At 63.7% G+C, this 18,936-nt stretch carries 19 protein-coding genes; 9 read left to right on the forward strand and 10 right to left on the reverse strand.

What is annotated here, in order from left to right:
* Positions 1 to 8: 8 nt before the first annotated feature.
* The 6 genes from mazG to QOS90_RS10885 form a co-directional block, all read right to left on the reverse strand.
* The gene (mazG, locus tag QOS90_RS10860) at positions 9 to 842 is read right to left on the reverse strand and encodes a nucleoside triphosphate pyrophosphohydrolase (RefSeq protein ID WP_027595851.1); all 834 of its coding nucleotides are present in this window, start codon (positions 840 to 842) and stop codon (positions 9 to 11) included.
* Positions 843 to 986: 144 nt separating this feature from the next.
* Positions 987 to 3,227 carry a GTP diphosphokinase gene (gene relA, locus QOS90_RS10865; RefSeq protein ID WP_027595850.1) on the reverse strand — a complete coding sequence of 747 codons (2,241 nt, stop codon included), beginning with the start codon at positions 3,225 to 3,227 and terminating at the stop codon, positions 987 to 989.
* Positions 3,228 to 3,323: 96 nt separating this feature from the next.
* A complete protein-coding gene (rlmD, locus tag QOS90_RS10870; RefSeq protein WP_027595849.1) occupies positions 3,324 to 4,682 on the reverse strand; it encodes a 23S rRNA (uracil(1939)-C(5))-methyltransferase RlmD in 1,359 nt (452 codons plus the stop codon).
* Positions 4,683 to 5,582, reverse strand: a complete 900-nt coding sequence (gene cysM / locus QOS90_RS10875; RefSeq protein WP_027595848.1) for a cysteine synthase CysM — start codon at positions 5,580 to 5,582, stop codon at positions 4,683 to 4,685.
* A gap of 94 nt (positions 5,583 to 5,676) precedes the next feature.
* A complete protein-coding gene (locus QOS90_RS10880; protein ID WP_027595847.1) occupies positions 5,677 to 7,065 on the reverse strand; it encodes a sensor histidine kinase in 1,389 nt (462 codons plus the stop codon).
* Positions 7,066 to 7,068: 3 nt separating this feature from the next.
* Positions 7,069 to 7,785 carry a response regulator transcription factor gene (locus tag QOS90_RS10885; RefSeq protein WP_027595846.1) on the reverse strand — a complete coding sequence of 239 codons (717 nt, stop codon included), beginning with the start codon at positions 7,783 to 7,785 and terminating at the stop codon, positions 7,069 to 7,071.
* A 195-nt stretch (positions 7,786 to 7,980) separates the two neighbouring features.
* Between QOS90_RS10885 and QOS90_RS10890 the strand changes: the two genes are divergently transcribed.
* The 4 genes from QOS90_RS10890 (at position 7,981) to QOS90_RS10905 (ending at position 12,792) form a co-directional block, all read left to right on the forward strand.
* Entirely contained in the window at positions 7,981 to 10,737 is a 2,757-nt protein-coding gene (locus tag QOS90_RS10890; protein WP_027595845.1) for a response regulator, read from the forward strand.
* A gap of 195 nt (positions 10,738 to 10,932) precedes the next feature.
* Positions 10,933 to 11,922 carry a 2-hydroxyacid dehydrogenase gene (locus QOS90_RS10895; RefSeq protein WP_085272755.1) on the forward strand — a complete coding sequence of 330 codons (990 nt, stop codon included), beginning with the start codon at positions 10,933 to 10,935 and terminating at the stop codon, positions 11,920 to 11,922.
* 31 nt (positions 11,923 to 11,953) lie between these two features.
* Positions 11,954 to 12,391 (forward strand): hypothetical protein, encoded by a 438-nt coding sequence (locus QOS90_RS10900; protein ID WP_027595843.1) that lies wholly within the window; start codon positions 11,954 to 11,956, stop codon positions 12,389 to 12,391.
* The gene (locus QOS90_RS10905; protein ID WP_027595842.1) at positions 12,388 to 12,792 is read left to right on the forward strand and encodes an META domain-containing protein; all 405 of its coding nucleotides are present in this window, start codon (positions 12,388 to 12,390) and stop codon (positions 12,790 to 12,792) included. Before QOS90_RS10900 ends, QOS90_RS10905 begins: the two co-directional genes overlap by 4 nt.
* 135 nt (positions 12,793 to 12,927) lie before the next feature.
* On the opposite strand, the gene QOS90_RS10910 is transcribed toward QOS90_RS10905, so the two are convergent.
* Positions 12,928 to 13,392, reverse strand: a complete 465-nt coding sequence (locus tag QOS90_RS10910) for a TlpA disulfide reductase family protein (protein ID WP_027595841.1) — start codon at positions 13,390 to 13,392, stop codon at positions 12,928 to 12,930.
* Positions 13,393 to 13,477: 85 nt separating this feature from the next.
* On the opposite strand from QOS90_RS10910, the gene arsC reads away from it, so the two are divergent.
* Genes arsC through QOS90_RS10925 form a run of 3 tightly spaced genes read left to right on the forward strand, consistent with a single transcriptional unit; the run spans position 13,478 to position 14,839 of the window.
* A complete protein-coding gene (arsC, locus tag QOS90_RS10915; RefSeq protein ID WP_027595840.1) occupies positions 13,478 to 13,831 on the forward strand; it encodes an arsenate reductase (glutaredoxin) in 354 nt (117 codons plus the stop codon).
* A complete protein-coding gene (gene wrbA, locus QOS90_RS10920; protein ID WP_027595839.1) occupies positions 13,828 to 14,433 on the forward strand; it encodes an NAD(P)H:quinone oxidoreductase in 606 nt (201 codons plus the stop codon). The genes arsC and wrbA overlap by 4 nt, the downstream gene beginning before the upstream one ends.
* On the forward strand, positions 14,426 to 14,839 hold the full coding sequence (locus tag QOS90_RS10925; RefSeq protein ID WP_027595838.1) for a DUF2069 domain-containing protein: 414 nt from the start codon (positions 14,426 to 14,428) through the stop codon (positions 14,837 to 14,839). Before wrbA ends, QOS90_RS10925 begins: the two co-directional genes overlap by 8 nt.
* A gap of 131 nt (positions 14,840 to 14,970) precedes the next feature.
* Here QOS90_RS10925 and QOS90_RS10930 read toward each other — a convergent pair whose 3' ends face one another.
* Positions 14,971 to 15,642 (reverse strand): DNA-3-methyladenine glycosylase I, encoded by a 672-nt coding sequence (locus tag QOS90_RS10930; protein ID WP_027595837.1) that lies wholly within the window; start codon positions 15,640 to 15,642, stop codon positions 14,971 to 14,973.
* Between the two features lie 4 nt (positions 15,643 to 15,646).
* Complete coding sequence (ttcA, locus tag QOS90_RS10935; protein ID WP_027595836.1) at positions 15,647 to 16,471, reverse strand: tRNA 2-thiocytidine(32) synthetase TtcA; 825 nt, start codon at positions 16,469 to 16,471, stop codon at positions 15,647 to 15,649.
* Between the two features lie 262 nt (positions 16,472 to 16,733).
* Between ttcA and QOS90_RS10940 the strand changes: the two genes are divergently transcribed.
* Together QOS90_RS10940 and QOS90_RS10945 are read left to right on the forward strand one after the other, a co-directional pair.
* Positions 16,734 to 17,333: a Yip1 family protein gene (locus tag QOS90_RS10940; protein WP_027595835.1), complete on the forward strand. Its 600-nt coding sequence runs from the start codon at positions 16,734 to 16,736 to the stop codon at positions 17,331 to 17,333.
* 139 nt (positions 17,334 to 17,472) lie between these two features.
* On the forward strand, positions 17,473 to 17,967 hold the full coding sequence (locus QOS90_RS10945; protein WP_027595834.1) for a SprT family zinc-dependent metalloprotease: 495 nt from the start codon (positions 17,473 to 17,475) through the stop codon (positions 17,965 to 17,967).
* Positions 17,968 to 18,136: 169 nt separating this feature from the next.
* On the opposite strand, the gene fpr is transcribed toward QOS90_RS10945, so the two are convergent.
* Positions 18,137 to 18,916, reverse strand: coding sequence for a ferredoxin-NADP reductase (gene fpr, locus QOS90_RS10950; protein ID WP_016501130.1), 780 nt, complete (start codon positions 18,914 to 18,916; stop codon positions 18,137 to 18,139).
* Between the last annotated feature and the right edge of the window lie 20 nt (positions 18,917 to 18,936).

Consider the following 18,936-nt stretch of genomic DNA (forward strand, 5'->3'; position numbering starts at 1 on the left):
TTAACAGCTCAGCCGCAGCTGGGCAGGTTCTTTTCCTGACGTTTGGCTTCACCCCAAAGGGCATCCAGCTCGTCAAGGTTACAGTCTTCGATGGGCCGACCGCTGTCGCGCAATGCCTGTTCGATAAAACGGAAACGTCGCTCGAACTTGCGATTGGCACGGCGCAGGGCATGTTCCGGGTCTTGCTTGAGGTGGCGGGCCAGGTTGACGGTGGCGAACAACAGGTCGCCGACCTCATCTTCCAGCGCATCGGCATCACCGTCGGCCATGGCCTGCAGGACTTCGTCCAGCTCCTCGCGGACCTTGTCCAGCACCGGCAATGCGTCAGGCCAGTCGAAACCGACCGTGGCCGCACGCTTTTGCAGTTTGGCTGCCCGCGACAATGCAGGCAATGCCGTTGGCACGTCATCGAGCAGCGACAGCTGTTCGGGTTCGCTTTTTTCGGCGCGCTCCTCGGCTTTGATCTCTTCCCAGCGCGACTTGACCTGGGTCTCGCTCAAGCTGGGCGTGTCTACCGGTGCATACAGCTCGCCGGTCGGGAATACGTGCGGGTGGCGGCGGATCAGCTTGCGGGTGATGCTGTCGACCACCCCGTCAAACTCGAAACGCCCCTCTTCCCGGGCCAGCTGGCTGTAATAGACCACCTGGAACAACAGATCGCCCAGCTCACCCTGCAAGTGCTCGAAATCGCCGCGTTCGATGGTGTCGGCAACCTCGTAGGCTTCTTCGATAGTGTGCGGGACGATGCTGGCGTAGTCCTGCTTCAAGTCCCACGGGCAGCCATATTGCGGGTCGCGCAGGCGGGCCATGAGGTGCAGCAGGTCTTCGAGGGTGTAGGTCATAGGGCTATTCCTTGGCGGGGGCTTTGCCCCCGATCGCCGGCAAGCCGGCTCCCACAGGTACTGCACAGGCCTTGAAGCCAGTGGGATAGCTGTGGGAGCTGGCTTGCCAGCGATGGGCCGCAAAGAGGCCCCAACTCACAGGGTTCAAGGGGTACGGTTACGCCGCGTCTCGATGATGTTCGGCAACTGCGAGATCCGCCCCAGCAAGCGCCCGAGCGCATCCAGGCCCGGAATCTCGATGGTCAGCGACATCAACGCCGTGTTGTCTTCCTTGTTCGAGCGGGTGTTGACCGCCAGCACGTTGATCTTCTCGTTGAGCAGCACCTGCGACACGTCACGCAACAAGCCTGGGCGGTCGTAGGCACGGATGACGATGTCGACCGGGTAGGTCTGCACCGGGATCGGCCCCCAACTCACCTGGATCATCCGCTCTGGCTCCTTGCCTGCCAGTTGCAGCACCGAGGCACAGTCCTGACGGTGGATGCTCACGCCGCGGCCCTGGGTGATGTAGCCGACGATGGCATCGCCCGGCAGCGGCTGGCAGCAACCGGCCATCTGCGTCAGCAGGTTGCCGACACCCTGGATCTGGATATCGCCGCGCTTGCCGGTACGCGGGCCCGTGGGCTTGCGCTGCACCAGCTCGATCTGCTCGATACGCTCAGGCTCCAGCAACTGCTGGGCAGCGTTGACCAGGTGAGCCAGGCGTAGATCACCCGCGCCGAGCGAGGCGAACATGTCTTCGGCGGTCTTGACGTTGGTCTTCTCGGCCAGGCGCTCGAAGTCCACCTGCGGCAGGCCCAGGCGGCTGAGTTCGCGCTCGAGCAAGGTCTTGCCGGCGGCGACGTTCTGGTCGCGTGCCTGCAGCTTGAACCAGTGAACGATCTTGGCCCGTGCCCGCGAGGTGGTGACGTAACCCAGGTTGGAGTTCAACCAGTCACGGCTGGGGTTGCCGTGTTTGCTGGTGATGATCTCGACCTGCTCGCCGGTCTGCAGGCTGTAGTTCAGCGGCACGATACGCCCGTTGATCTTGGCGCCGCGGCAGTTGTGGCCGATTTCGGTGTGCACGCGGTAGGCGAAGTCCAGCGGCGTAGCGCCCTTGGGCAGGTCGATGGCATGGCCGTCCGGGGTGAACACGTAGACCCGGTCCGGCTCAATGTCGACGCGAAGCTGCTCGGCCAGGCCGCCGATGTCACCCAGCTCTTCATGCCACTCGAGCACCTGGCGCAGCCAGGAAATCTTCTCTTCGTAGTGATTGGAGCTCGGCTTGACGTCGGTGCCCTTGTAGCGCCAGTGGGCGCAAACCCCCAGCTCCGCTTCCTCGTGCATGCCGTGGGTGCGGATCTGCACCTCCAGCACCTTGCCCTCGGGGCCGATCACCGCCGTGTGCAGCGAGCGGTAGCCGTTTTCCTTCGGGTTGGCGATGTAGTCGTCGAATTCCTTGGGGATGTGCCGCCACAGGGTATGCACGATACCCAGCGCGGTGTAGCAATCGCGGATCTCCGGGACCAGCACACGCACCGCACGCACATCGTAGATCTGGCTGAATTCCAGGCCTTTGCGCTGCATCTTGCGCCAGATCGAATAGATGTGTTTCGCCCGGCCACTGATGTCGGCGTTCACGCCGGTGGCCAGCAGCTCGTTCTGCAGCTGGTTCATCACGTCGCTGATGAAGCGCTCGCGGTCCAGCCGGCGCTCGTGCAGGAGCTTGGCGATCTGTTTGTACTGGTCGGGTTCAAGGTAGCGGAAGGACAGGTCTTCCAGCTCCCACTTGATGTGACCGATGCCCAGGCGATGCGCCAGGGGGGCATAGATGTCGAACACCTCGCGCGCGACGCGCAGGCGTTTTTCGTCGTCGGCGGCCTTGACCGCACGGATCGCGCAGGTGCGCTCGGCCAGCTTGATCAGTGCAACGCGCACGTCGTCGACCATGGCCACGAGCATCTTGCGCAGGTTCTCGACCTGCGCCTGGGAGCCCAGCACCAGCGACTGGCGCGGGCTGAGGCTGGCACTGATGGCCGCCATGCGCAGCACGCCGTCGATCAGCTTGGACACCACCGGGCCAAAACGCTGGCTGACTTCAGCCAGGGTCACCTTGCCTTCACGCACCGAACGGTAAATGACGGCGGCTACCAGCGAATCCTGGTCGAGCTTGAGGTCGGCGAGAATCTCGGCGATCTCCAGGCCCGCTTGGAAGCTGGACGTACCGTCGGCCCAGGAATGCTTGGCAGGGTTACCCTTCTTCTCGACTTCGTGAGCGAATTCGCAGGCCTCTTTCAGCGCTGCGCGATCCAGGGCTGAATCGACGCTTACCACATGATCCAGCCATGCTTCGAGATTGATACTGCCGTCAGTGTTGACCGGCTGGTGCACTCTCACCTGTACCATCTTTGTTTTACCTTTCCATACAGCGCACCACGCGGGTGCGCAGGCTTCCACCGTGTGGCCGCCATTCCCTGGCAACCGCACCAACGGGCCAGTCTGCTAGCCCGCTTCGAATAACGCCATGGCCTCGACATGCGCCGTCTGAGGAAACATGTCGAGAATCCCGGCCCTTTTTAACCGGTACCCCTGTCCGACCAGCACCTGGGCGTCTCGCGCCAGCGTGGCCGGGTTGCACGATACGTAGACCAGCCGCTTGGCCTTGAGGCGTGCGATGTCTTGCACCACCTCGAAAGCACCGTCGCGCGGTGGGTCCAAGAGTACCGCAGAAAAGCCTTCGGCGGCCCACTCGGCACCTGCCAAAGGCTGCGATAAATCGGCCTGAAAAAACCGTGCGTTATGCACATTGTTGTTTCGGGCATTGGCCGCGGCCCGATCGACCATGGCCTGTACACCTTCCACCGCCACCACTTCACGCGCCTGCCGCGCCAACGGCAGGGCAAAATTACCCAGGCCGCAGAACAGGTCAAGCACACGTTCGTCGGCTTGCGGTGCGAGCCAGGCTAACGCCTGCTCGATCATCGCCGTATTGACCTGGGCGTTAACCTGCACGAAATCACCGGGGCGCCAGGCCAATTCCAGCTGCCAGGGTTCGAGGGTAAAGCCCAGGGTCGTGGCCGCGTCTACCGGCGCCGGTTCACCCTCGCCCTGCAGCCAGAGCTGTGCCTTGGCCTCGTCGCAAAATGCCTGCAGGCGGGCCAGGTCATCCCCCGGCAGCGGCGCGACATGGCGCACCAGCAGCGCCTCAGCGGTGCCGCTGAACAGTTCCACATGGCCGATGACCTGCGGTTTGCTCAGCGAACGCAGCACCGTCGGCAAGTGGCGCAGAATCGACTGCAAGGGCTGTACCAGCACTGCACAGTCGTCGATTGAAATGATGTCCTGGCTGGCTTCGGCACGGAACCCGACCTCCAGCTGACGCGCCTTGATGTCCCAGCGCACAGCCACCCGCGCCCGGCGCCGGTAGCCGAATTCCGGCCCGCTCAGGGGGGCGGCCCAGGCCTCGGGTTGCACGCCGGCAACCCGCTGCAGCTGGTCGGCCAGGGTGCGTTGCTTGAGCGCCAGCTGCGCTTCATGGGGCAGATGCTGCAGGTTGCAGCCGCCACAGCGGGCATAGTGCCGGCAAGGTGCTTCGCGCCGCTCGGGGCTGGCCTGCAGCACGCGCTCCAGGCGCGCCTCCACGACTTTGCCGCGGGCATTGAGTACACGGGCCTCGACGGCTTCACCGGCCAACGCGCCACTGACAAACCAGGTACGCCCTTCATGGAAGGCGATGCCACGGCCGTCACCGGCCAGGCGCTCGATATCCAGGCGCTGTTTCTTGCCCACGGGAACCTGGGGGCTACGGTTGCCACCGGCTGGCTGGAAGCGCAGGCCGCTGTTGCTTTTCTTCTTGGACATTTAGCTCGGATCAAACAGGCCAGTGGACAGGTATCGGTCACCACGGTCGCAGATGATTGCGACCATTACCGCGTTTTCCACCTCGCGGGACAGGCGCAGCATCGCCGCGACCGCACCACCGGAAGACACGCCGCAGAAAATGCCCTCTTCACGGGCAAGGCGGCGGGTAGTGTCTTCGGCTTCCTGCTGGGACATGTCGACCACGCGATCGACGCGGGTGGCGTCGAAGATCTTCGGCAAGTATTCCTCAGGCCAGCGACGGATGCCCGGAATGGCCGAGCCTTCCATCGGCTGCAGGCCGATGATCTGCACGGCTGGGTTCTGCTCCTTGAGGTACTGAGAGCAGCCCATGATGGTGCCGGTGGTGCCCATCGAGCTGACGAAATGGGTGATAGTGCCCTGGGTCTGCTGCCAGATTTCCGGGCCGGTGCTGTTGTAATGGGCGATCGGGTTGTCGCCATTGGCGAACTGGTCGAGCACCAGGCCGCGGCCCTCGGCCTGCAGCTTCTCGGCGAGGTCGCGGGCACCTTCCATGCCCTCTTCCTTGGTCACCAGAATCAGCTCGGCACCATAGGCCGTCATGGCGGCCTTGCGCTCGGCGGTGGAGTTGTCTGGCATGATCAGGATCATCTTGTAACCCTTGATCGCTGCCGCCATCGCCAGGGCGATGCCAGTGTTGCCCGAGGTCGCCTCGATCAGCGTGTCACCCGGTTTGATCTGGCCGCGCAGTTCGGCGCGGGCGATCATCGACAGCGCCGGGCGGTCCTTGACCGAACCGGCGGGATTGTTACCTTCGAGCTTGAGCAGGAGCGTGTTGCTGGTCTCTCCGGCAATGCGCTGCAGGCGAACCAGGGGCGTATTGCCGACGCAATCGGCGATGGTTGGGTACTGCAAGGTCATGGCGTATTTCACAATCCGGACGGCAGGGGCGCCTATCATACCGGCAATCCTTTGCGCGCCATATCACGCAATCTGTGATGCATATAGCTACAAGCTATAACGCGGCAACTTGCGGCCGTGGGTTGTCCTTGGCGGGGGCTGGCACATGGAGCGGCAAGCGCATGCACAGACGCAGCCCGCGCTTGCTATTTTCTGCCCACAAGGTCCCGCCCTGGCGCTGGATGGCACTGCGCGCAATGCTCAAACCCAGCCCGAAACCGCCGTCCCCAGGCCGCGAACCGTCCAGCCGCGAGAACGGCGCGAAGATCCGTTCCAGGTCCTCTTCTGCAACCCCACCGCCCTCGTCTTCCAGCCACAGCCGCCAGTGGTTGCCGTCGCGCTGCCCACCCAAGCGCACCACGCCGTTAGTCGGCGAGTGGCGGATGGCATTGCGCAGCATGTTCTCCAGCGCCTGGGCCAGGTGGTTGAGGTTGCCCTGCACCCAGCAACTGGCGGGCAGTTCGCAGCGCAGGCGTTCGGGCGACCAGCCGCTTTCGTAGCTGGCATCCTCGGCGAGCAGGTCCCACAACGCCTGAACCTGGATGGGCTCAAGGTTCATCGGCGCACGCTCGGCATCCTGCCAGGCCAATTGCAGGGTGCCCTCGACCAACTGCTGCATGCAGTCCACTTCACGCGCCAGGCGTTCGCGCAGGCGCAGCAGGTCGGTTTCGCCATCGCAGGCCACGCGTAGCCGGCTGAGCGGCGTGCGCATTTCATGAGACAGGTCGCGCAGCATCTGTTGCTGCATGGCCACCGTACCCTGCAGCCGTTCGGCCATCTGGTCGAACGCGCGGGCCAGCTCGCCGAGTTCGTCATGCCGGGCGATGGTGCGCGAATCGAGGCGGGCCGACAGCTGGTCGGCGCGCCAGGCATTGGCCTGCTCACGCAGTTGGTTGAGCGGCACGATCAGCATGCGGTACAGCCCAACGCACAGCAGCAAGGTGAACAGAGCGGGAATAATGCCGTTGGTCAGCACCCGCCACAGCATGCGGTACTGGCCGGGGTTGAGGCGCTCTGGCAGTTCGATCACCAGCATGCCCTGCTCCGGCGCCCCCGGGAACGGAATGCGCAACCACGGCTGGTCGACACTGCGCAGGCTCATCGGCCAATCGACGCCGCGCAGGCGCGTTAGCCGTTGCATGATCTGGGGGTTCAGGGTGGCGCTGTCGAGCGGCCGCAGGCTGATGTCGAGCACGCCGACCCAGCCACGCTCGCGCTGGTGCATGGCCTGCACCCAACGGTCCAGCCCCGCGCGCCCATCGCTGCGCCAGGCCTGCTCGGCCTCAGCCGCATAACCGCGCAGCAGTTGGCGGGCCGGTTCGGACAGGAAGGCGTTCTGGGTTTCCATGTGCCGGCCCCAGGTGTAGCTCAGGCCGATCATCAGCAGGCAGAAGCCCACCAGCAGGATGGCCAGCTTCCAGAACAGCGAATGGCGGTCGAGCATGGCTCACTCCATCTCGCTGGCGCTAAGCACGTAACCTTTGCCCCAGACCGTGCGGATCTGCCGTTCGTGGTAGCCGATGCCCTTGAGCTTGCGGCGGATCTGGCTGACATGCATGTCCAGGCTGCGATCATGCCGCGAGTAACCGCGCTGCAAGACCTGCTGATAAAGGAAGGGTTTGCTCAGCACCTCGTCCAGGTTGCGGTTGAGGATCTCGAGCAGGCGGTATTCGCTGGGGGTCAAGCCTGCCAGGCGCCCTTCGAGCCTGACGTCGCTGAGCCCCTCGTCGAACTGCAACCCACCTCCGGCGGCCTCTTGCTGCGGCTGATGGCGCCGCTCCAGAGCCACGCGCCGCAGGATCGCCTCGATGCGTACCTGCAACTCGGCCATGCTGAAGGGCTTGGGCAGGTAGTCGTCGGCGCCGCGCTGAAAACCACTGATACGGTCGGCTTCTGCGCCCAGCGCAGACATCAGGATCACCGGCGTGGTGCTGCGCGTGCGCAATTGAGCCAGTGCATCCAGGCCGTTGAGCCCTGGCAGCAGGATGTCCATCAACACCACGTCGAATGCCTGCCGGCCTGCGGTTTCAAGGCCTTCGAGCCCATTACGGCACCAGGTCACCTGGAAGCCGCCACGCTGCAGCTCCTCGTGCAGGTAGGCACCCAGCACCGGGTCGTCCTCGATGGCGAGGATAGTGGAGGTATGAATAGCTACGGGATTCATTGGCAACTGCCATGCATTCTCAATTGCGCGATTATTGAGCATCCGCTCTGCTCTAGGCAACCGCCCTGCGACCAATGCCTCGACATGGCCACGAAAAGACAGACAAATGGGTGCATTAGCCGAGCAGGCGGAGTAACTTCCCGGCTTGGTCCGTCACGCAGTTGACGGCGTCCAGGCACATGACAGGAGGCAAGTGTGCTCGATCGTTTGGGAATCAGAAGCCGGGTCCTGCTGTTGGCCCTGCTGCCTGCCGGCTTGATGGCGCTGGTATTGGGCAGTTATTTCACCTGGCTGCAGCAAAGCGATTTGCGCACCCAGCTGCTGCAACGCGGCAAGATGATCGCCGAGCAACTGGCGCCGCTGGCTGCACCTGCCATGGCCAAGCGGGCCCCCGGGCAGCTGGAACGGATTGCCGCGCAGACCCTGGAGCAAACCGACGTGCGCGCGGTCGCCTTTCTTGCCCCAGACCGCACGCGCCTGGCGCATGCAGGCCCGAGCATGCTCAACCAGCCGCCCACGGGCGGTACCGGCACGCAACTGTTGCAACGCACCGGCAATGACGCCACCCGCTACCTGATGCCGGTCTTCGGCCACCACCGCGACCTGGCCACCGATGCCGTGCCGGCCGAAGCCGAGCGCCTGCTGGGTTGGGTCGAAATCGAACTGTCGCACGACGGCACCTTGCTGCGTGGCTACCGCAACCTGTTCACCAGCCTGTTGCTGATCCTCGCCTGCCTGGCCCTCAGTGGCCTGCTGGCACTGCGCATGAGCCGCACCATCAACGACCCGATAAAACGCATCAAGCATGCGGTCAATCAGCTCAAGGACGGCCACCTGGACGAGCGCCTGCCGGCCATGGGCAGCCACGAGTTGGACGAGCTGGGCCGCGGCATCAACCGCATGGCCGAAACCCTGCACAGCGCCCACGAAGAGCTGCAGCACAGCATCGACCAGGCCACCGAAGACGTGCGCCAGAACCTGGAGACCATCGAGATACAGAACATCGAGCTGGACATGGCCCGCAAGGAAGCCCTGGAGGCCAGCCGCATCAAGTCGGAGTTCCTGGCCAACATGAGCCACGAGATCCGCACCCCGCTCAACGGCATCCTCGGCTTCACCCATTTGCTGCAAAAAAGCGAGCTGACGCCGCGCCAGCTGGATTACCTGAGCACCATCGAGAAGTCCGCCGACAACCTGCTGGGGATCATCAACGAGATCCTCGACTTCTCCAAGATCGAGGCCGGCAAGCTGGTGCTCGACAGCATTCCGTTCAACCTGCGCGACCTGGTCCAGGACACCCTGACCATCCTCGCCCCGGCCGCGCACGCCAAACAGCTTGAACTGCTCAGCCTGATCTACCGCGACACCCCATCATCGCTGATCGGCGACCCGCTGCGGCTCAAGCAGATCCTCACCAACCTGGTGAGCAACGCGATCAAGTTCACCCGCGAAGGCACCATCGTCGTGCGCGCCATGCTTGAAGACGAACACGAAGACAGCGCGCAGCTTCGCATCAGCGTGCAAGACACCGGCATCGGCCTGTCGCCGCAGGATGTGCGCACGCTGTTCCAGGCCTTCAGCCAGGCCGACAACTCGCTGGCGCGCCAGCCTGGGGGTACCGGCCTGGGCCTGGTGATTTCCAAGCGCCTGATCGAGCAGATGGGCGGCGAGATCGGCGTCGACAGCACGCCGGGCGAAGGCTCGCAGTTCTGGATCAGCCTCAACCTGCCCAAGGCTCACGACGATGCCGAAGAGCTGCCGCTGCAGCCACTGCTGGGCCGCCGCGCCGCCATCGTCGACAGCCATGAGCTGGCGCGCCAGGCGCTGGAGCACCAGCTTGAAGACTGCGGCCTGAGCGTCAGCCTGTTTGCCTCGTACGACCAGCTTCTGCATGCGGTGCAGGCCGCAAGCCAGGCGGGCCACCCGTTCGACTTCGCGGTGCTCGGCGCCAACCTGGGCAACCTGACGCCCGAGCAGCTCGGTGAGTACCACCTGCAACTGGACCGCTACCAGTGCCAGTGCGTGGTGCTGTGCCCGACCACCGAACAGGCGCTGTACCACCCCTACCTGCCCAATGGCCATGGCCAACTCCTGTCCAAGCCAACGTGCACGCGCAAGTTGCGTCGGCTGCTGCTGGAGCTGATCCAACCGCGTCGCCCGCTGGGCGAGCCGAACATCCTCAGCGGCCAGCGCCAGCCGAAGATTTTGTGCGTCGACGACAACCCGGCCAACCTGCTGCTGGTACAGACCCTGCTCGAAGACCTGGGTGCCCAGGTGCTGGCCGTCGACAACGGCTATGCGGCGGTGCAAGCGGTGCAGGATGAACCCTTCGACCTGGTGCTGATGGACGTGCAAATGCCCGGCATGGATGGCCGCGCCTGCACCGAGCAAATCCGCCTGTGGGAAAACGCCCAAAGCGGCAGCCCGCTGCCGATTGTCGCCCTCACCGCGCATGCCATGGCCAACGAGAAACGCGCGCTGCTGCATGCCGGCATGGACGACTACCTGACCAAACCGATCAGTGAGCGGCAGTTGGCCCAGGTGGTGATGAAGTGGACCGGCCTGAGCCTGGGCGTGCCGCAGCAAGAGCGCTTGGCCGAACAGCGGCTCAACAGCGACGAACTGAAGGTGCTCGACCCCGACGAAGGTTTGCGCCTGGCCGCCGGCAAATCCGACTTGGCGGCCGACATGCTGGCCATGCTGCTGGCGTCACTGGAGTCCGACCGCCAGGCGATACGCGCCGCCCGCGAAGCGCAGGATCACACCACCTTGATCGAGCAGGTGCACCGCCTCAACGGTGCCTCGCGCTATTGCGGTGTGCCGCAACTGCGGGCGGCATGCCAGCGCAGCGAGACCTTGCTCAAACAGGAGCACCCCCACGCGCAGCAGGCATTGGATGAACTGGACAGCGCGATCAGCCGGCTGGCGACACAGGCACACATCAATGCCTGACAGCGCTGCCTTGCCCCTGCTGTAGAAGCAGCCTTGTGCCGCTGTAGGAGCAGCCTTGTGCTGCGAAGAGGCCCGTGACAGCAGCGAAGATTTACTGTGCTGTCACCGGCCTCTTCGCAGCACAAGGCTGCTCCTACAACGGCCACACAGGACGGCCAGCTACAATCCCCAGACATTCGCAAAGGAAGCCCGACCATGCGCGCCCTGTTGTTCAGCAGCCAGCACTACGACCAGGAAAGCTTCACCCAGGCCGCTGCCGGCACTGCCCTGGAGTTGCACTTCCAGCCCGCCCGCCTGACCTTGGACACCGCGCCCCTCGCCAGCGGTTACGAAGTCGTCTGCGCTTTCATCAACGATGAGCTGGACACCCAAGTGCTGGCGCGCCTGGCCGCTGGCGGCACGCGTCTGATTGCCCTGCGTTCGGCGGGCTATAACCACGTCGACCTGGCGGCCGCCCAGCGCCTGGGCCTGGCCGTGGTGCGGGTGCCGGCCTATTCGCCACACGCGGTGGCCGAGCACGCCGTGGCGCTGATCCTCGCCCTCAACCGGCGCCTGCACCGGGCTTACAACCGCACCCGCGAAGGCGATTTCACCCTGCATGGCCTGACCGGCTTCGACCTGCACGGCAAGACCGTCGGTGTGGTCGGCACCGGCCAGATCGGCGCTGCGTTCGCCCGCATCATGGCCGGCTTCGGCTGCCAGTTGCTGGCCTACGACCCCTACCCCAACCCGGACCTGCTGGCCCTTGGCGCCCGCTACCTGCCCCTGCCCGAGTTGCTGCGCGAGGCGCGCATCATCAGCCTGCATTGCCCGCTGACCGAACACACCCGCCACCTGATCAATGCGCAAAGCCTGGCTCAACTGCAACCTGGCGCCATGCTGATCAACACCGGCCGCGGCGCCCTGGTCGACACCCCGGCATTGATCGACGCACTCAAGTGCGGCCAGCTGGGCTACCTGGGCCTGGACGTCTACGAAGAAGAGGCCCAACTGTTTTTCGAGGACCGCTCCGACCAGCCTTTGCAAGACGATGTGCTGGCCCGGCTGCTGACCTTCCCCAACGTGATCATCACCGCCCACCAGGCCTTCCTCACCCGCGAGGCGCTGGACGCCATCGCCGCCACCACGCTGGACAACATCAACCGCTGGATGGCAGGCAAACCCCAGAATCTGGTATCGGGTTAATGCTAGGATACGCGGCATTTCTGGAGGACCCATGGTCGAGCACGATTTCCGCTACACCCTTTTCAACCCGCAACACACCCTGATCGAGTGCCGCGCCCTGGTACCCGGCCGCTATCAGGTGACCGGCAACGGCGGTTCGATGCACAAGGGCGACACGCTGTTGGTGACCCTCAAGGGCAGCAAGGACTTGTCCATGCGACTGACCGTGGAAAGCGTGCGTCACCTGATCAACCCGCGCGGCCAGTGGGTTGCCGTGGCCAGCGGCCCGGTGTTCAGCGAACTGGAAATCCTCACTTGGCAGGTCGAGTGCGACCAGTGCGACGCCGTGCTGGACTTCGAGTTCGCAGTCGATGCCAAGCTGGGCAAAAAAGCCCGCCAGCCGGCGGCCAGCGCCCGTATCGCGGAGCTGGGCTGGGCCAGCCGTGGCGAGAAGCACCTGTGCCCGCGTTGCCAGGAGAGCGCTGAGTGAAAAAGCTGCTGACCGGCGTGCTGATTGCCACCGGCCTGCTCGGCTGCGCCGCGCAACCGTCGAAGCTGCAGCAGGAGCGCAGCTATGTACTGGAGTGGATTGGCGAACGCCCGCTGATCGATTACAGCCACCTTACCCTGACCCTGGCCAGCGATGGCCGCGCCTACGGTAATGGCGGCTGCAACCATTGGTTTGCCCCGTACACGCTGGAAGGCAAGCACCTGAGCTTCGGCAAGGTCGGCAAGACTCGCAAGCTGTGCGCGCCGGCATTGATGGAACAGGAAAAACGCTTCCTGCAGGCGCTGGAGACGGTACAACGCTGGGATGTCTCGCCTGTGGAGCAGATGCGCTTCTGGCCGGCCGAGGGCAAGCCGTTGCGGTTCTGGCCTGAAGAAGGTTGAGGACTGCCGGGGCCGCTCTGCGGCCCTTCGCGGCACAAGGCCGCTCCTACAGGTAACCGCGTACGCTGGGATGACGCGGCCACCTGTGGGAGCGGCCTTGTGCCGCGAAGGGCCGCAAAGCAGCCCCAACAGGCATCATGCGCCCTTCAGGGCCTTGATCTTGGCCTGCAGCCCTTCCAGGGTCTGCTCACCCATCAATTGCTCACGCACCTTGCCCTTGTCATCGATGATGTAGGTCACCGGCAACGCCTCGCTGCGGGGCAGCTCGTAACGCTCGGCCGGGTCCTGCGCCAGCACGGTAAAGCCGATGCCCAAGGTGTCCGCCGCCTGCTTCAGGTCCTGGCCCTGCAAGCCATCGAAGTTCACACCGACCACCTTGATCCCCTCGGCCGCCCATTGCTTGGCCGCCGCATTCAACTCAGGGATTTCGGTACGGCACGGTCCGCACCATTCGGCCCAATAGTTGAGCACTACCCAGTGCCCCTCGATCTGCTCGGCCTTTACCGTATTACCGTGTTGGTCCACGCCGTAGTCGGCACCGCAACCACCGAGCAACAGGCCCGCGGTGATGGCCAGTACTGCTGCCAAACGCCTTGCCATGGGTCAATCCTTCTCGAAGTTTCAAGCAAATGGTTCAGTCGCTGCGGTTAGAATAGCCGCCACACCCAGCTGGATGCGACCCGACATGACTGACCTGACGCTCTATCATAACCCGCGCTGCTCGAAATCCCGCGGCGCGCTGGAACTGCTCGAAGCACGCGGCCTGGCGCCGACCATCGTGCGCTACCTCGAAACCCCGCCAGACACCGCCACCCTGACGGCCCTGCTCGGCAAGCTGGGCATCGCCCCGCGCCAATTGCTGCGCACCGGCGAAGACGAATACAAAGACCTGAACCTGGCCAACCCGGCCCTGACCGACGCGCAATTGATCGACGCCATGGCCCAACACCCCAAGCTGATCGAGCGGCCGATTCTGGTGGCCGGCGATAAAGCCGTGATTGGCCGCCCACCCGAGAAGGTGCTGGAGATCCTGCCGTGAGCCAGCCCTTCATCCTGGTTTTGTATTACAGCCGCCATGGCGCCACCAGCGAAATGGCCCGGCACATTGCCCGCGGTGTCGAGATGGCCGGCATGGAGGCGCGCCTGCGCACCGTGCCGGCGATTTCCACTGAGTGCGAAGCTGTGGCCCCGGACATCCCGGCCAGCGGCGCGCTGTACGCCACCCTCGACGACCTGCGCCATTGCGCCGGCCTGGTGCTGGGCAGCCCGACCCGCTTCGGCAACATGGCCGCGCCGCTTAAGTACTTCCTCGACGGCACCAGCAGCCTGTGGCTGGGTGGCGAACTGGTGGGCAAGCCCGCCGGGGTGTTCACCTCCACTGCCAGCCTGCATGGTGGCCAGGAAACCACCCTGCTGTCGATGATGCTGCCGCTGATGCACCACGGCATGCTGGTGATGGGCCTGCCCTACAGCGAATCGGCCTTGCTCGAAACCCGCGGCGGCGGCACACCGTATGGCGCAAGCCACCACGCCGGCGCCGATGGCAAGCGCGAGCTCGACCCTCACGAAATCACCTTGTGCCGTGCCCTCGGCCAACGCCTGGCGAGCACCGCCAAGGCCCTGGAGGCCGCGCGTGGCTAAAAAGCCCAAGGTGTTGCCGCCGCTGCAATGGCTGGCACCGCGCCTGCGCCTGACGCGGGCACTGAGCCTGGCGTTTTTCTTTGGCCTGATCGCGTTGCTGGTGGTGAACAACCTGTGGTTCGCCAACCTGCACGGGGCGCGCGTCGAAGTGATTCTGGCGATCGAACTGGTGCCGCTGCTGTTGCTGCTGCCGGGCATGCTGAAGGGCAGCGCCCGGGCGCATGCCTGGACCTGCTTTGTGGTGAATATCTATTTCATCAAGGGCGTGTTGGCGGCGTTCGACCCGGCACGGGCGCTGTTTGGCTGGGTCGAGGTGATGGTAAGCCTGGGCTTGTTCGTCAGCGGGCTGCTGTTTGTGCGCTGGAAGTTCCAGCATGAGCGGCGCATGGCGGGCGAAGGGAGTTGATTCAGGGGCTGCTTTGCAGCCCAATCGCTGGCAAGCCAGCTCCCACTGGATGCGCGCAGTTCTTGAAGCCTGCACAATACCTGTGGGAGCCGGCTTGCCGGCGATTTGGCCGCAACGCGGCCGCGGCAACCTCAATGGTTGACGGTATGCGCCAGCATCACCGACAGCTGGCACAGGGGTCGCCCACTCTCGGCATGCCACTGGTTGAACGCCTGCTGCACCAACGCCAGGTCACGCTGGCTGGTCGGCTGTTTGTCGATCACTTTTTGCGCAATCAACGCTGCCGCCATATCCTCGGTCGGGATAAACGTGTCCTTGCCGACCATGCGCAAGAACCGCGGCGCCGATAGGCCACCCAGCTGGTTGCCATGCTTGGCCAGGTACTTCCAAAGGCCGACGATATCGGTCACCGGCCAGTCGGCGATGAACGCACCGAAACTGCCCTTCTCCTTCGCCACATCCAGCACCATCTGCGCATTGCGCGGCACACTCTTGAGCTTGCCCAAGTGGCGGATGATGCGCTCGTCCTGCATCAACCGCTCCAAGTGCTCGGCGCTCATCAGCACCACCTTCTCCGGGTCGAAACCGAAGAACACCTGCTCGAACGCCGGCCATTTGGCATCCACCAGGCTGTGCTTGAGCCCGGCGCGGAACACGCGCAGTGCCAGGGTCGACAGGTAGCGGTCGTTGCTGATGTTGCGCAGTTGCGCAGGCGTGCGTGGCTGCGGCAGAAAAGCCTCGAGGGCCTGGGCCGAGCCGAAGCGGTTCAGGCAGTACTCATGCAGCCACTGATAATCGCGCATAGGGTCAGATGTTCAGCACATCGAGGAAACGCGGCGTGGCGTTTTCGTCGATCTTCAGGCTGGTGAAGTCGAACAGGTTGCGGTCTGCCAACTGCGACGGCGCGACGTTCTGCAGCGCGCGGAAGATGCTTTCGGTGCGGCCCGGGTGCTTGCGCTCCCACTCCACCAGCATGTCCTTGACCACCTGGCGCTGCAGGTTCTCTTGCGAGCCGCACAGGTTGCACGGGATGATCGGGAATTCACGCATGTCCGAGTAAGCCTGGATGTCCTTCTCGCTGCAGTAGGCCAACGGGCGAATCACCACGTTACGGCCATCGTCGGCACGCAGCTTGGGCGGCATGCCCTTGAGCGAGCCGTTGAAGAACATGTTGAGGAAGAACGTCTCGACGATGTCGTCGCGGTGGTGCCCCAGGGCCATCTTGGTCGCGCCGATTTCGTCGGCGAAGGTGTACAGGGTGCCACGGCGCAGGCGCGAGCACAGCGAGCAGGTGGTCTTGCCCTCGGGCACCAGTTCCTTGACCACCGAGTAGGTGTCTTTCTCGACGATGTGGTACTCGACGCCCAACTCTTTGAGGTAGGCCGGCAGCACGTGCTCGGGGAAACCCGGCTGCTTCTGGTCCATGTTCACCGCCACGATCTCGAACTTGATCGGTGCCACCTTCTGCAGGTGCAACAGAACGTCGAGCATGGTGTAGCTGTCCTTGCCGCCGGACAGGCAGACCATGACCTTGTCGCCATCCTCGATCATGTTGAAGTCGGTGATGGCTTCGCCGGCGAGACGACGCAGGCGTTTTTGCAGTTTGTTCTGGTTGACCGAGAGGGTGCCCATAGCGCTTGGATCCGCGAGGTGTGACAAAAGCCGGCTATTTTACGCACAAACTACGCGGCGCTGTAGGCATTCCGATAAAGACTTCGTTGTAATCAACAGCACGCCTGACAGCGCAATTTGCTCTAAAAAGCACGGTTTGTGCCGGTAACCGCTTCCTATACTGCGACATAAGGCCACATTACCGCTTGCATCGGTGTTCGGGCCTCGGGCCGCTTGCGCTCCATCTGGGGGGCGTTTGGCAACATTGAGAGGAGTGATCGGCATGATTCATCACGTTGTGGGGCTGTTTACCCATCCCGATCAGGAGTGGCGGGAGATTCGTGGCGAAGAAGAAACCATCAGCCACATGTACCTGACGCACACCTTGATCCTGGCGGCGATCCCTGCCGTTTCCGCATTTATCGGTACTACCCAGGTGGGCTGGGTGATTGGCGACCGGCCGGCAGTGATGCTGACCATGGAAAGCGCAATCTGGATGAGCATCATGTCCTACCTGGCGATGCTCGCCGGGGTGGCGGTAATGGGCGCGTTCATCCACTGGATGGCCCGCACCTACGATGCCAACCCCTCCATGGCGCAGTGCATTGCCTTTGCCACCTACACCGCCACCCCGTTGTTCCTGGGCGGCCTGGCAGCCCTTTACCCGCACCTGTGGCTGGGCATGCTGATCGGCACTGCGGCCATTTGTTATACCGTGTACCTGCTGTATGTCGGCTTGCCGACGTTCATGAACATTCCGTCCGATGAAGGCTTCCTGTTTTCCAGCTCGGTGCTGGCGGTGGGCCTTGTGGTGCTGGTAGCGATCATGGCCGCTACCGTGATCATCTGGGGACTGGGCGTGGGGCCCGTCTATACCAACTAGCGCGATAACTACACAGAACCAACACTGGGGCATCAAGTCAGAGGCCGCCGCAAGGCGGCTTCTGGCTGTGTGCTGACCGGTGGCTCGGCAAGCCGCCAGGGCTTGCGGCATAATGCCTGGTCAGGAGAATTACCCCGCCATGCCCGAGCTGCTCAAACAACGCGTCGAAACCTGTTACCAGCAAGCCGAAACCTTCTTCAAACGCCCCTTCCCGCGCCCGGAAATCAGCTTCAAGCTGCGCGGCCAGAAGGCCGGCGTCGCTCACCTGCACGAGAACCTGCTGCGCTTCAACCTGCAGTTGTACCGCGAAAACCAGGAGGACTTCCTGCGCCAGACCGTGGCCCACGAGGTGGCGCACCTGGTGGCTCACCAGCTGTTTGGCGAGCGCATCCAGGCCCATGGCGAGGAATGGCAATTGATCATGCGCGGGGTGTATGAATTGCCGCCCAACCGCTGCCATAACTACGCAGTGCAACGCCGGGTGGTCACGCGCTACATCTACCGCTGCCCCTGCCCGCAGAGCGACTTTCCGTTTACTGCGCAGCGGCACAAGCTGGTGCGCCAGGGGCGGCGCTACCTGTGCAGGCGGTGTCGGGCGATATTGGAGTACAGCGGCGAGACGCGTGTCGAATGACCGGGCCTATTCGCGGGTAAACCCGCTCCCACAGGGCCATGCATTGCCTGAGGCCTACGCACCACCTGTGGGAGCGGGTTTACCCGCGAATAGGCCAGTACAGACAATGCAGTGATCCCAGGCATAAGAAAGGCGACCCGAGGGTCGCCTTTTCGTACCCGTCTGCGGGTTACTTCTCGACGAAGGCGCGCTCGATCAGGTAGTCACCCGGCTCGCGCATGCGGGCAGAGACTTTCAGGCCGAAGCTGTCGAGCACTTCGCTGGTTTCGTCCAGCATGCTTGGGCTACCGCAGATCATCGCACGGTCGTCCTGCGGGTTGATCGGCGGCAGGCCGATGTCGCTGAACAGCTTGCCGCTGCGCATCAGGTCGGTCAGGCGGCCCTGGTTCTCGAACGGCTCGCGGGTCACGGTCGGGTAGTAGATCAGCTTGTCACGCACCGACTCACCGAAGAACTCGTTCTGCGGCAGGTGCTCGGTGATGAACTCGCGATAGGCCACTTCGTTCACGTAACGCACGCCGTGAACCAGGATCACTTTTTCGAAGCGCTCGTAGGTTTCCGGGTCCTGGATGACGCTCATGAACGGCGCCAGGCCAGTGCCGGTGCTCAGCAGGTATAGGTGCTTGCCCGGGTTCAGGTCGTCGAGGACCAGGGTGCCGGTAGGCTTCTTGCTGATGATGATCTCGTCGCCCTCCTTCAGGTGCTGCAACTGGGAAGTCAGCGGGCCGTCCGGCACCTTGATGCTGAAGAATTCCAGGTGCTCTTCCCAGTTCGGCGAGGCGATGGAATAGGCGCGCATGAGCGGGCGGCCGCTTTCCTGCTGCAGGCCGATCATCACGAACTGACCGTTCTCGAAGCGCAGGCCCGGATCACGGGTGCACTTGAAGCTGAACAGGGTGTCGTTCCAGTGGTGCACACTGAGGACACGTTCGTGGTTCATGTTGCTCATCGATGGGGCTCCTGAAGAAA

It is taken from the genome of Pseudomonas sp. LAIL14HWK12:I10, from assembly GCF_900184205.1.
In the GTDB taxonomy this organism is placed as follows: Bacteria; Pseudomonadota; Gammaproteobacteria; order Pseudomonadales; family Pseudomonadaceae; genus Aquipseudomonas; species Aquipseudomonas kermanshahensis.

Coding starts and splice junctions, on each gene's coding strand:
- QOS90_RS10900 (WP_027595843.1), top strand. CDS start 11,954: ATGGTCGAGCACGATTTCCGCTACACCCTTTTCAACCCGCAACACACC.
- QOS90_RS10910 (WP_027595841.1), bottom strand. CDS start 13,392: ATGGCAAGGCGTTTGGCAGCAGTACTGGCCATCACCGCGGGCCTGTTG.
- QOS90_RS10930 (WP_027595837.1), bottom strand. CDS start 15,642: ATGCGCGATTATCAGTGGCTGCATGAGTACTGCCTGAACCGCTTCGGC.
- cysM (WP_027595848.1), bottom strand. CDS start 5,582: ATGACCTTGCAGTACCCAACCATCGCCGATTGCGTCGGCAATACGCCC.
- QOS90_RS10895 (WP_085272755.1), top strand. CDS start 10,933: ATGCGCGCCCTGTTGTTCAGCAGCCAGCACTACGACCAGGAAAGCTTC.
- QOS90_RS10880 (WP_027595847.1), bottom strand. CDS start 7,065: ATGCTCGACCGCCATTCGCTGTTCTGGAAGCTGGCCATCCTGCTGGTG.
- rlmD (WP_027595849.1), bottom strand. CDS start 4,682: ATGTCCAAGAAGAAAAGCAACAGCGGCCTGCGCTTCCAGCCAGCCGGT.
- fpr (WP_016501130.1), bottom strand. CDS start 18,916: ATGAGCAACATGAACCACGAACGTGTCCTCAGTGTGCACCACTGGAAC.
- relA (WP_027595850.1), bottom strand. CDS start 3,227: ATGGTACAGGTGAGAGTGCACCAGCCGGTCAACACTGACGGCAGTATC.
- QOS90_RS10940 (WP_027595835.1), top strand. CDS start 16,734: ATGATTCATCACGTTGTGGGGCTGTTTACCCATCCCGATCAGGAGTGG.
- arsC (WP_027595840.1), top strand. CDS start 13,478: ATGACTGACCTGACGCTCTATCATAACCCGCGCTGCTCGAAATCCCGC.
- QOS90_RS10885 (WP_027595846.1), bottom strand. CDS start 7,785: ATGAATCCCGTAGCTATTCATACCTCCACTATCCTCGCCATCGAGGAC.
- ttcA (WP_027595836.1), bottom strand. CDS start 16,471: ATGGGCACCCTCTCGGTCAACCAGAACAAACTGCAAAAACGCCTGCGT.
- mazG (WP_027595851.1), bottom strand. CDS start 842: ATGACCTACACCCTCGAAGACCTGCTGCACCTCATGGCCCGCCTGCGC.
- QOS90_RS10945 (WP_027595834.1), top strand. CDS start 17,473: ATGCCCGAGCTGCTCAAACAACGCGTCGAAACCTGTTACCAGCAAGCC.